Source organism: Streptomyces sp. NPDC001292 (genome assembly GCF_042896465.1).
In the GTDB taxonomy this organism is placed as follows: domain Bacteria; phylum Actinomycetota; class Actinomycetes; order Streptomycetales; family Streptomycetaceae; genus Streptomyces.
Window position 1 is genome coordinate 1 of record NZ_JBIAXG010000090.1, and the last position, 12092, is coordinate 12092.

Here is a 12092-nt window from a genome sequence, read left to right on the forward strand (position 1 = left end):
GACGTCCAACGCCTCGCTTACGGGCCCTGGGGCGGGGAGACTCATACGCAGCGGCCGTTCTCTTGAGCTTCGTGACTCGACATCTCGAAGCGTGGGGAACGGCCGCGTCCGCTGTCCCGGGAAGAACCGCAGATCAGCAGGTCGAGTGACAGGCGAGGTTAAACGCCAAGCTGAGCGCGGCGCCGGGGGTGTCGATGAAGCCGAGGGTGATGTTGACGCCGGTGCGGACCCGCCAGGTCAGGTCACGGCTCCAGGTGTAGCGGATCGCGCCCTCACGCGTGAACTGCTCCACCCACGCCGCCAGATGCGCATCGGCGCGCCGGGCCAGGCCCTCGGTGCCGCGGTGGGCCAGCGTGCGGACGGCCTCGAAGAGAACCAGCTGGCGGTGGGCGGGTCGGCGGCACCGGGACGGGGCGCAGCGGCGGATGGCAGCGCTCGCACAACCCCACGGCGTAGTACAAGCGGCGTGAACCACAGCGCAGACACGGCGGCGGCACCACCGGGCCGCCCGGCCAGCAGGTGAAACAGAATGCCACCCGCGGCATCGCCGGCGGCCGCCGCCCACACACGGTGCACAGGGCGGCTCTGCGCGGGGCCGGGCGGCTCACAGCGGCGGCACCAACCGACGCGGCCGCGGCCGCGAGGCCGACGCCACGCCCGGGGACGGTCTCGCGGCCGGGGGTGAAGCCGGCGCCGTGTCCGGGGACGGGGCGACAGGCGGGGCCAGGCGGCGGGGGGCGAGGCCGGCTGGCGGATCAGCAGATCGGACGGCTCACACGCCAGCACCGCACAGAACACCTCCAGGTCGTCCAACCGGATACTGACCGGCGTGGTCGACCACAGAGCCGACATCTTCCCCGCACTGATCCGCAGCCCGGCCGCCGCCAGCCGGCGACGCACCTGTGCGCCGCAAGCGGCACGTCGTGGTCGACACCCTCGGCCTCCTGCTGGGCGTGATGGTCACCGCCGCGGATGTCGGCGACCGCACCGCCGCCCAGCCCTGCTGACGCAGGTGGCCGACGCCCACCACCGCCTCAACCTCATCTGGGCCGACGGCGGCTACACCGGCCACCTCACCGACTGGACCAGCCAGCATCTCGGGCTCGTCCTCGACATCGTCCGCCGGGGCGAGGACGTCCGAGGCTTCCAGGCACTGCCCCGCCGCTGGGTCGTCGAGCGGTCCTTCGCCTGGCTTCTGCGCAGTCGGCGCCTGGTCTGGGACTACGAACGACGCACCGACACGAGCGAAGCCGTCATCCGGTGGTCGATGATCGCACTCATGAACCGCCGCCTGGCCGCACGAGCTCATCGGCCTGCTGCCCTACCGGCAGGGTGAACCTTCCGGGCTTCGTCTCCACCGGCCAGCCACGTTCCACCAGCCTCTTCAACCGTGCTCTCGCACCCTCGACGCATATCGAGGCTCAGCGGTGCCAACATAGGACTGGGCGTGACCATCATTGCCTTGGTCGTCACCGGCAGTTCCTCTGGCCCCCAATGGGCTCTGGCCGTCGCGGAGACCTTCGCGTGCTGGTTCACCCTTGCCCTGGCAGTCGTTCACATCCGCGGCTGCCGCGGCCGGGACGCCAGTTGACTGGCTAATCTGCCGCAACCTTGCTCGCCCCTTGTCCGTCTTCCCTGTAGGCCCCGGTTCTGGAACACGGCAGCCGGGTCCCACGGGCAAGACGGGCAAGGACCTGACGGGGAGGGATTGGTATGGGGCGTGTGAGCAGACGTGGCCTGTTACGGGCGCCTGTCGCGTGGGTAGGGGCGCTGCTGATCGGGGTGGTGGCCGTCGGGCCGGCGCAGGCAGCGGAGCAGACGCGGCCCGGTGCGGAGTCCACCGCGACACAGCCGGCCGACACGGCTGGTCCGGCCTTTGACCGGCTTCGCCTGGACTTCGATCAACCCGAGTACCTCTACAACGCCGACGCGTCGGTCACCCAGCGCTACCGGCTGCACATCACCGACGCCGAGTCGGGGTTCGACCGGGGGAAGCTGGTCGTCAGCGGCTCGCACGGCGGGGCGGTGACCGCGCACTTCGCAGCGGTGCGCAACGCGGCGGGCGAACTGTGGTGCGGGACGGACTTCGTCTTCGACACGCACGACCTCGAATGCACCGTCGACGTCACCATCCCCCAGAACGCGCCCGCCGGGACCTGGTCCGTCTCGCAGGTCAAACTGGTCGACGTCGCGGGCAACGTCAGCACAACGAGCGGGCTGACCGCGGCTCCGATGCAGGTGACCCAGAACCGAGCGCTGTCGGCGACAGACTTCGCCATCAGCCCCGAGCGGTACAACAACTGGACCGGGTTCGCGACTCTGACGGTCACAATAAGGCCGCTCGGCGCCCAGAACGGCATTTCCTCCGTCACACTGCTGCTCGACAACTGCGGCGGGTCGGTCACCGGGAACCCCACCATCGCACCCGACGGGACCGTCTCGGTGCTCGCCACCGTAGCGCCGACTTTCACCAAACAGTGCAGGGTCACCGGGATCGGCCTCACCGACGGCGCCGGCAAGGCCGCCGCCTACGGCACAGCCTTCCGCGGCCCGGAACTGGACCTGGTCGCCACACAGATCCCGAACACCCAGGCCCCCGTCGTCAACTCCGCGTCACTTGCGGACGTCTCTGTTCCGGCAATCTCGCTGCCTCGCAACGACGTGCTCACCCTCGACGTGACGTCGTTCGCGGGCATCACCGGCTTCAGTCTCACCGTGTACGACGCGGACGGCATCTCGGTGGATGGTGCCTACGGCGGCGTCGGCTCCGTTACCAGCGGGGAGCTCAAGCTGAACGTGCCACTGCACGAGGGCCTGGCCCCGGGCACGTACACGGTCGGCTTCACGCTGACCGACGCGAGCGGCCTGTTTTCGCAGTACGGCTACCCCAACGGTGTCGGCCTCCCGGTGCCCGGCGGGCCACTGCAGATCACCGTGACCGACGAGTGACCCACCCGCACCACAGGAACGAAGCCTCGACCAGCACCCAGGGTCTATCCCGAGCCTGAAAGATCACGAAGGGTGCAGGTCGCAGCGGCGTGACGGTCGGCGGGCCGCCACGACTGTGCAGAAGCTCCGGTTGACGCGGTGACCGACCACGTCGGCTTGAACAACCGGAGCTTTTGTGTGCCGCCCGTCTGCCTGACCACGTCATCCACCACCGCGCAGCGCGCCACCAGCGGCGTCAACGAACCGCTGGCCGTCCTGCCCGACCCGCGCGACGTCGCGGATGCCGCCCTCCGCGGGTCACGGTCTGGCTCAAGATCGGACCCCTCGGCGTAGTGGGCCCCTTCAACTTTGCCCTGACGCTGCGGGTGCCGATAAATCATCCGGCCTGCTCAGGCGGCGTGCTGGTACTCGTGCAGGGTTCCTCCGAGTCGGTCTCGTCGACGGACCGCAAGGTGGCTGATCTGCCTTGGCACGAGGACCGGTTGGGGTCGTGGGCGAAGCGGCACGGCTTGCTTCAGCGTTCGGTGCGGTCGATGCCAGTTGTTAGAACGCCTCGAACTCGAGGAGCGCGCGTACAGGAGATGGCTCTGGTTCCAGACCTGAGCAGGCATCACGCCACCGTACGGACCGCCGCCGGCTCCTCCCGCATCGATGGCGAGCGGATCGGCTGGGGGGTTCTCAACGCCTCTTCCGGGCAAGGTTGTTGACACGGGTGTTCCCGCAGAACGGTACTGAGACCCGAGAGGCGAAAGGGTTCGTATGCGCAGGATGCATAGATCGACAGGTGCGAGAACGAGCATGGGGCGGCGGCTTGCGGTGGTCGCTGCCGCACTGGGGATGGCGTTGGCGGGGCTGGGCTCGCCGATGGCCGCGAGGGCGGCGACGGCCCAGCGGTCGGACCTGCCCAGTGGCAACACCGAGTACCGGACGATCGCCGACTACGAGGCCGACATGGCCGAGCTGGTGGACGAGCACCCGAACCTGGTGAAACCGATCACCCTGCCGAACAAGACCTCGTCCGGCCGGACCGTCCACGGGATCGAGATATCCCGCAATGTCCATGCCAAGGACGGCAAGCCGGTGTTCGTCACCGTCGGCATGCACCACGGCAATGAGTGGCCGAGCGGCGAACTCACCATGGAGTACGCCGTCGACGTGGTCGAGAACGCCAGCCGTCCGGAGTTCGCGAGCCTGCTCGCCAAGGCGCGGCTGGTGGTGGTGCCGGTGGTCAACGTCGACGGCTTCATCGCCAACAAGCGGCAGACCGCCACCAAGGTCGATATGAACCGCAACTACGGCTTCGGCTGGCTGCCCATCTCCACCGGCGGCGCCGCCCCCTGGTCGGAGCCCGAGACCCGCAACATCCAGTGGCTGCTCTCCACCCGCCAGGCCACCACCTTCGTCACCCAGCACACCTGCATCCAGGTCGTGCTCTATCCCCCGATCCAGCTCAAGGCCGGGCCCACTCAGGACGTCGCCCGGTTCCAGGACCTCGGTACCCGGATGGCCGAAAGCTACGGGCCCTCGTACCGGGCGCTGGACTCCGCGCACGACTACGAGACGACCGGAGAGGCCATCGACTGGGCCTATTTCGCGACCCGCGGCCTGGCGTTCACCAACGAGACCTGCCCGGACGAAGGCGTGGAGCGCACCTATGAGACCCAGGTGGCGGATGCGTACGAAGGCCACCGCGGCGCGATGCTGAAGGCGTTCAAGAGCACCGCCGACCCGGCGCAGCACTCGGTCATCAGCGGCAAGGCCCCGCAGGGCGCGGTCCTGCGGATCGCGAAGGACTTCCCGATGTACACGCAGCCGTACGAGCAGCCGGACGGGACCGTCCGCCCGACCGAGTTCCCCACCTCCCTCACCTCTGAGCTGGAGGTCACCGACCCGAGCGGCAGGTTCAGCTGGTCGGTCAACCCCTCCGAGCGCCCCATCCCGCCATACCAGAAGGACGGGTTGAAGGGGAACCAGACCGGGTTCTACACCGAGCCATGGACCCTGACCTGCGAGCGGCCCGACGGGACGGTGCTCCAGAATGTCCCGGTCAACGTCGGCCTGGGCAAGACGGCCGAGGTCGACCTCCAGGCCTGCGCGCGCAATTTTCAGCAGTAGCTCTGCGTCCTGAGATGTCGCGGTAGTGCCCGGCTGCTGCGGACGGCGCGGATCGCCCGTCGGCAGCAGCTGGGGGGACGCGGAGGCGTGCCCGTCACCCACCGTACGAGTTGATCCACCGCGTGACCGCCCGCTACGACATCACCCCCCGCATCGCCCACCACGCCGACAGCCTCGACCTCGTCGTCCACCTCATCGCCGCCGGCCTCGGCACCGCCCTGCTCCCCTCCGACGGACCCCACCACCCCGCCGTCCGCTACCTCCCCCTGCACGGCCTGGCTGGCACCCGCCGCAGCTACGCCCTCACCCGGCCGGGCCGCGAGAACTGGCACGCCAACACCACCGTCATCAGCGCCGTCACCGCGCCCGCCGACGCCGCGGACCCGCCCACGTAGCTCCCGCCGAGCCCCATAGAGGCCCCCCTGGGACGATGACCCGGACGTCCGCGGCTACTGCCAGGGCCTTCGTCGGTGCGGAGCCGGAGGACGGCTTCGGCTCCGGGCAGGCCCCAGCGGGCGCCGGTGATGTCGAGGCGGTCGGCGATCAGGTGGCGGCAGGCGCCCTCGACGGCGCCGGTGGCGATTGGCCAGCCCCTTGCAAGGGCGGTGTCGTAGTGGAGCTGGCCGAGGTGGCCGGTCAGGTAGCGGTGGCAGGCGTCGACGGCCTTGCACCGGCCATCCGACAGGTGTTCCCGTTCCGCCTGGGCGGTCATCTCGGTGGCGGCGCGGGTGGCGTGGCCCGCGAGGATCGCGGTCAGATGGTCGGCCGCCCAGCCTGCCGCCTCGGTGGTGCCCGGTTTATGGAAGGCGTGGGCGGCCGCCCAGACGTACTCGGCCACGTGCACGAAGTCCAGCAGCACGTGGACCTTGACGCCGCGTCGACCGGTCTCTGCTGCGATCAGGTCGAGCTGGTGACGGGCGCCGTCGACCAGGACGACCCACGGCCGCAGGTGCTTCGGGTCGCGGGCCTCGGCCTGGTCGAACGCGTCGGCGATGACCTGCTCGGGCGGGCGGACCAGCGAGGCGGTGCACCACTTGTTCTCCGCCCTCGGCCCTGGGCGGGCAGGGCGTTCGCCGCTTCGGCCGCCGGGCGGGTGGATCACGTCGTGCGGGCGTCTGGGAGCCGGACGGGTGTCGAAGACGCAGGCCACGGTCGCCATCCGCTTCCGGTTCGGCTTCTCGCCCGGCGCGAGCCGGCCACGATGGCCACCAGCGGTCCTGGCGGCGGCCCGGCGGGTGGCCTCGCGCAGAGCTTCCGGGCCATCACCACGCCCTTGCCGTCCACCTGAACCACCAGCGGCATCTCGCGGCTGCAGGGCAGCGGAATCATGGTGCGGTAGAAGTCGTCGACGTCGACCGCGGCGGCGACCACGAGTTCTTCCAGCCTGCGCTTGCCGAGCGCGTTCCCGCAGCGGCGCTCGATCGCATCGTGGGCCTGGTCGAACGAGCCGCGGACAGCTTCGGTGACCGCGAGCCGACGTAATCCCGTCGAGTGCCGGCCCGCAGGCAGCGACAGTACGGCGTCGGTGGGATGGACGTTGCCCACGCCCCGGCCCCGGTGGGCGACCCGGGTGACCCGAACCATCCCGAACACGGTGGCCAGCCAGCGCGAGTGTCCCGCCTCCCGCCACGGCCGCACCCGCCCCTCGGGCCCGACCATGACCGGGCCGCCACCGGAACGAACGTGTTCCTCCTCCCGCGCCGCGCGCAGGTCCAGATGGTCCTGCAGCAGCAGACGAAGCAGTTCCCGCGCTTCCTTCCGCAACGTCGAAGTCGAGACGTCGACGTTTGAGGAGTGGGACAACCGCGGTCGACGCTTCGATGTCCTCGTGGCTGCGTCGTCGTGGCACTGGGTTGACCCGTCGATTGGCTGGCAGCGAGTGCACGACATGCTCCATCCCGGAGGCTGGATGGCGCTGCTCGGCCACGTCGTTGTCCGCCGGCCGGGAGAACCGGAGGTGTATGCCGAGACCGCCGATCCGAGACCGCCGATCTCCACGAGCGGTTCTGCCCAGGGAACCCTGATTGGGGTCATCCGCCACTCGAAGAAGACGTGCGCGGCACCGATGAGGGTTGGGGCCTGGTCGACGATCCCGGAGAATTGTTTGGCCCAACGATCGTGGCTCAGCGAAGTTAGTGGGGTCGGGCTGGTACAGCGCTTCACTTGGCCATTCGGAGACACGGCCGTCTCGGCCGGCCCCACGGCTGGGTCAGCCCGGCTTGACCGCCAGCGTCGCAAAATAGTTCGACATGTATTGAGCGGATGCGTTGGATTGGTGCGGCGCTTCCGCGAAGCCGGTGAGGACGAACCCCGCGGCGAGTTGCCCGCCGATCTGGTCGGTGAGGGTGTGGCTGTATTCAAGAGCGGCATCCGCGCCGAACTTCGTGGCGCGTTCCTCGGCGGAGTACTGCGTGACATCGCTGTAGGGCAGCTTGTGCACGACGACCAGCTCGCCGCGCTCGTCGAGCGCCTCGTGGTCGAACAAGTACACATCAGGGTTGAGGAAGCCCACGAGCAGAGTTCCGCCCGGTCGCAGGACGCGGAAGCACTCACGCCACACCGGTGCCAAGTCTGGTACGAATAGGTTAGAGACCGGATGGAATACGACGTCGAATGTTGCGTCGCCGAAGGCGCTGAGGTCGCGCATGTCGCCTAGGACGGTGCGCAGCTCGAGTCCGTCGCGCGCCGCCACCATCTGGTCCTGGCCGAGCTGGCGGGGTGAGTTGTCGAATACGGTGACCCGCGCCCCTGCGGCGGCGAGGATCGGACCCTGCTGGCCACCGCCGGAGGCCAGGCACAACACGTCCTTGCCGGTCAGGTCCGTCGGCAGCCAGGAGCGGTCGACTGGCTCACGCCCGATGAGAACAATCGACCAGTCGCCCATGCGGGCGCGCTCGACATCCTCAGCACTCACCGGCCTCGACCACTCGTTGCCCTCTTGGACATACCTGTCCCAGGCTGCCCGATTGTGGGCAACGGGGTCGACAACAATGTCCTGCACGTTTAACTCCCTGCTACAGCCAAGCGGACACCTGCAGTACTGACAGTTCGGTGCCGCTAGCCAACACGATTGCAGGGTGCGGGCTCAACGAAATTAGCGGGCATCGAGGTGTCCACGGCGAGCGACGCCGGCACGCCAGCTCGTCGCAGCGCCAGCGGCGCTTGGCCCACACCAGCCGCGGTCGGCGGCCACCCCACTCTAGAAGACTGCTGAAGATCTTGTCGTGGGCTGTCCGGCCGTAGGCCGGGCGGCCCTTCTTGCTTATGCGGTGGCCGGGGTGAGGTGCCAGCTGCCGTTGGACCTGGTGAGTCCGAGGTTGATCAGTCGGCGGAGGTTGAGGGCGGCGGCGCGGTGGTGGAGCCAGAGGTTGTTGGCGATGACGCCGCGGTAGGGGACCCGGCGGTTTCCCTTGGCGACCAACCAGGCGATGGCGCGTTCGACTGGGGGCCGCCACCTGCGGTATTCATCCTGCCAGACGGGGTCGGTGGCAGCCTGGTGGCGGGCTGCGGTGAGCAGTTCGTGCTGGGGGTGGACGTTGAGGGTGCGCCCGGTCTTGGAGGTAGTGCAGCGTCCGCGCAGGGGGCAGTCGGTGCACACGCGCTTGAACTGGGCGGTGCGAGCGCCGTCCGCTTTGACCTGTCCGAGGTTGGCAGTGTGTCCGGCCGGGCAGGTCGCGGTGCCGGCCGCCGAGTCGACGCGGAAGTCGTCGATGGTGAAGCCGCCGGGGATGGCCTGCCGCAGCGGTGGCGGTTTGATCACCAGGGTGTGGCCCTCGGCCTGCAGGTGCGCGCGCAGGTCGCCGGTGCCGTATGCGGAATCGCCGAGCACTGTTAACCCCTGGCCCTTGTCCTCGTCGGCCAGCAGATCGCAGGCGACAGCGGCCTCGTGGTTGTCGGGGCCGTAGCCGCTGGTGAGGGCAACCGCGGTGAACAGCCCGGTCTCCGACTCGAAGGACGCATGCCCTTTGAAGCCGTCCTGGTGGCGGGTTCGGTTTTTGTGGATGTGCCGCGCGTCCGCATCCACGGTGGACACGGTCCGGTCTGTCACCGTGCGCTTGGCGATGCGCCAGCGGCCGTCGCGCCCGTCGGAGTCCTCGGCCGGCTCCACGTCCTGGCCCGCGACCAGGGCCAACAGGCCCACTGCGTTCGCCGCCCTCTCGCCCAGTTCCTGTTCGGGCAGGTGCCCGAGCAGGTTGAGGGCGTCGGTGACCAGCGCGTCGACCAGCGCGGCGCGGGCGGCCTCGTCGTCCCAGACGATCCTCGGCTTGCCGGGGTCGGTGTAGTCGTGCGCCGTGCACCACTGCTCCGCGGTCTCCTCCGCGCCGGGGACCTCGCGGATCACCCGTCGGACGGCGGAGATGATCTGGGTGACGGTGTCCTGGGTCGCCACCGCGTCATCGAGGACGGTGGAGTCCAGTGCCCGCCGCTGCTTGCCCTTCAGCACGCCGGTCGCGGCCACGACCTCTTTGACCTTGGTGAAGATCCGCGTCGGGTCGGCCGAGTGACGCAGCCGGCGCCGGAAGTACGTCAGCAGCGACGGGTCGAAAGCGGTGTCGTACAGGCCGAGCCCGCAGGCGGCCTTCCACCGCAGGTCACACCGCAACTCCTGGACTGTCTCGAAGTCCGACAGCCCGTGCAGGCTCTGCAGCACCACGGTCGCGGCCAGGACCTGCGGCGGCAGACTCGGACGGCCGTTGGACGAGGGGTACATGTCGGTGAACATCCCTGGCGGGAACAGCACCTCGCGATGCTCGGCGAGGAACGCGAACACACTCCCTGCCGGGATCAACTCCCGGCAGGTCTCCCACACATCCGGCCCAACCAGCTCCCCGGCCCATTCCCCCTGCATGCCTACAAGACTGAGCCTTTTCCAACTTGCCGTGCGAGCCCATCAGTTGGCCTGACAGGCAGGTGAAGCGCCTGGTAGATGGGTTCTCGACCAAGAGAACCGTCTCCATCAGAGGCTTCGTGTGCTTGTCTATCCGTCCGGCGTCGACGTGTCCGGCGCTGCCCTCCGCTTCCTCTCCGCCCGTCTGAGGGAACACCGCCGCGCCCTCGGCACTCGATGGCGACGCCTGAGCGCGGGCCGACAGGCCCTGCTCGTCCTCGCCCACCTCCGCGGTGGACACACCTACGCCCAGCTCGCGGCCGGCTTCGGCGTCGGTACCACCACCGTCTACCGATACATCACCGAAGCCGTCGAGCTCCTGGCCGCTCTCGCGCCCACGCTCGCCGAAGCCGTCAAGGCCGCGTCCATGAGGGCATTCGTGATCCTGGACGGGACGCTGCTGCCGATCGACCGCATCGCCGCCGACCGGCCCTTCTACTCCGGCAAACACAAGAAGCACGGCATGAACGTGCAGGTCCTCGCCGACCCGGCAGGCAGACTCCTGTGGGCCTCACCGGCCTTGCCCGGCGCCGTCCACGACATCCGCGCGGCCCGCGAGAATGGCATCATCGATGCTCTCACCGAGGCCAACATCAACTGCTGGGCGGACAAGGGATACCGGGGTGCCGGAGGCACTGTGCGAACCCCCTACTGGGGCCGGTGGGAGACTCTCTCCGCAGGCCAGCGGGCGGTCAACCGGACTCACGCAAAGATCAGGGCCCTCGTGGAACAGGCCGTTGCCACCCTCAAGTCCTGGCGGCTCCTCCGCAAGCTCCGCTGCTCGACCACCCGCATCACGAGCCTCGTCCAGGCCACCCTCACCCTCCATCTGGCCAGCTCAGACTGAGGAGAGAAAGGGCTCACTGACTCCCGTCCCCTCTCGTTGTCTCTCACAGTTCGCGGCCCACCTCCGACACACTCGACAGCCGAAGGACGTGACGCCAGGCCGCGCCCCGGGTCGCGCCGCCGACCGAATCGGCCGTCAACCGAGGGCACGGTGCTGCGTGCGCTATTCCATCGCCGCGTCCAACTCCACGTTCCCGGAGCAGTCCATGAACCAGTGCGCGCGGAAGTCCACCGGCATCGGGATCGGGTGCTGCGGGGTCGGTGAGGTGACGGAACAGGTACTCCGTGGCCGTGCAGTCGAACCGATCCCCTGCCTCCGGTTCGGCTCCGGTGACGTAGACGGGCCACCGGTCGGGGTCGGGGCCCTCGGTGATCCAGTGGAACCACTGCTCGTGCTCGTTGCTCATCCAGGGCACCAGCCCGCCCGAGGCCGGGAACGGCGGATGCGGCTCCCAGGGCGCCTGGCCCAGCCCCGCCGCCGACTCTGCGCTCTTGATCAGGTCGTCCGGCATGGACACGCAGTGGAAACCGTCGAACATGCCATCGCCGAACGTCTCCACGAGGGCCTTGTAATCGCTCGGCAGGGGCGTTCCCACGCGGGACTCGACTGCCGCCCAGTCGACCTGGCCCGCAGCCCTCGGCACCCAGCCGGTCACGGCGACGAGCCGTTCCAGCCAGGAGGCCTCCACGGGCAACTGCTTCGCGACCGGCGTGCCGCGCAGGGCGATCACCAGGGCGGGGCCGGCACCCTCGCCTTGACCGGTCCGGCCGAAGGCGACCCACCGGTTGCTGAACGGCCAGGCATACCTCCAGTCGACCTGCCCCGACAAGGGCAGTGGCGGCAGTCGGTCGGCGCCGGCGAATGGCTCGCCGTACCGGCCGGAAAGCGTCTCGACGAGGTTGTCCAGGTCGGCACGAGCGGAGACGGGAAGGCAGACATGACCTGGCGCATGCCTGTGCTCACGGCAGGCCAGGTCACGGAGATCCGGCCACAGGATCTCGGCCACGGCGGTCAGGAGCTGTTCGTCGTCCATGCCGCGAGTCAACCACTCGCCGCCGACAGTAGAGCTCAGCGAGGCAGCGTCGTCCTCTCCGGCCAGCCGTCCCGCCACGTGACCTGCTCAAACTGAGGTTGGAAAAGGCTCACTGGCCCCGACTCCACCGAGCCGGGGCCAGAACCCGAGATTTTCAGCAGTCTTCTAGTAGGACTCCGTTAGGTGCTATTTGCCGGTTGTGTTCGTCCGCGGCAGGGTGGATGGATGGACATGAGGCAAGTGGAGGGCTTACGGGCGGA

At 69.1% G+C, this 12092-nt stretch carries 10 protein-coding genes and 2 pseudogenes; 6 read left to right on the forward strand and 6 right to left on the reverse strand.

Going from position 1 to position 12092, the window contains the following annotated elements:
* Positions 1 to 133 precede the first annotated feature (133 nt).
* Both ACFY4A_RS41595 and ACFY4A_RS41600 read right to left on the reverse strand, forming a co-directional pair.
* A complete protein-coding gene (locus ACFY4A_RS41595; RefSeq protein ID WP_390834523.1) occupies positions 134 to 475 on the reverse strand; it encodes a hypothetical protein in 342 nt (113 codons plus the stop codon).
* Positions 476 to 804: 329 nt separating this feature from the next.
* A pseudogene (locus ACFY4A_RS41600) lies at positions 805 to 852 on the reverse strand (XRE family transcriptional regulator); the annotation flags it as partial.
* A 50-nt stretch (positions 853 to 902) separates the two neighbouring features.
* Between ACFY4A_RS41600 and ACFY4A_RS41605 the strand changes: the two are divergent.
* From ACFY4A_RS41605 to ACFY4A_RS41625, 5 genes are all read left to right on the forward strand, one after another.
* Entirely contained in the window at positions 903 to 1007 is a 105-nt protein-coding gene (locus ACFY4A_RS41605) for a transposase (RefSeq protein WP_390834514.1), read from the forward strand.
* Between the two features lie 5 nt (positions 1008 to 1012).
* Positions 1013 to 1336, forward strand: coding sequence for a transposase (locus ACFY4A_RS41610; RefSeq protein ID WP_390834515.1), 324 nt, complete (start codon positions 1013 to 1015; stop codon positions 1334 to 1336).
* 386 nt (positions 1337 to 1722) lie between these two features.
* Complete coding sequence (locus ACFY4A_RS41615) at positions 1723 to 2949, forward strand: hypothetical protein (RefSeq protein ID WP_390834516.1); 1227 nt, start codon at positions 1723 to 1725, stop codon at positions 2947 to 2949.
* Between the two features lie 798 nt (positions 2950 to 3747).
* Positions 3748 to 5064: a M14 family zinc carboxypeptidase gene (locus tag ACFY4A_RS41620; RefSeq protein WP_390834517.1), complete on the forward strand. Its 1317-nt coding sequence runs from the start codon at positions 3748 to 3750 to the stop codon at positions 5062 to 5064.
* 122 nt (positions 5065 to 5186) lie between these two features.
* Complete coding sequence (locus tag ACFY4A_RS41625) at positions 5187 to 5459, forward strand: LysR substrate-binding domain-containing protein (protein WP_390834518.1); 273 nt, start codon at positions 5187 to 5189, stop codon at positions 5457 to 5459.
* A 77-nt stretch (positions 5460 to 5536) separates the two neighbouring features.
* Here the strand turns inward: ACFY4A_RS41625 and ACFY4A_RS41630 are convergent.
* From ACFY4A_RS41630 to ACFY4A_RS41640, 3 genes and pseudogenes are all read right to left on the reverse strand, one after another.
* Positions 5537 to 6816 (reverse strand): annotated as a pseudogene (locus ACFY4A_RS41630) (ISKra4 family transposase); the annotation flags it as partial.
* A gap of 457 nt (positions 6817 to 7273) precedes the next feature.
* A complete protein-coding gene (locus ACFY4A_RS41635) occupies positions 7274 to 8065 on the reverse strand; it encodes a class I SAM-dependent methyltransferase (protein ID WP_390834519.1) in 792 nt (263 codons plus the stop codon).
* 261 nt (positions 8066 to 8326) lie between these two features.
* Positions 8327 to 9913, reverse strand: coding sequence for an IS1182 family transposase (locus ACFY4A_RS41640; protein WP_390834520.1), 1587 nt, complete (start codon positions 9911 to 9913; stop codon positions 8327 to 8329).
* 121 nt (positions 9914 to 10034) lie between these two features.
* On the opposite strand from ACFY4A_RS41640, the gene ACFY4A_RS41645 reads away from it, so the two are divergent.
* Positions 10035 to 10799, forward strand: a complete 765-nt coding sequence (locus ACFY4A_RS41645; RefSeq protein ID WP_390834521.1) for an IS5 family transposase — start codon at positions 10035 to 10037, stop codon at positions 10797 to 10799.
* A 43-nt stretch (positions 10800 to 10842) separates the two neighbouring features.
* Here ACFY4A_RS41645 and ACFY4A_RS41650 read toward each other — a convergent pair whose 3' ends face one another.
* Positions 10843 to 11832: a hypothetical protein gene (locus tag ACFY4A_RS41650; protein ID WP_390834522.1), complete on the reverse strand. Its 990-nt coding sequence runs from the start codon at positions 11830 to 11832 to the stop codon at positions 10843 to 10845.
* Positions 11833 to 12092: the final 260 nt, after the last annotated feature.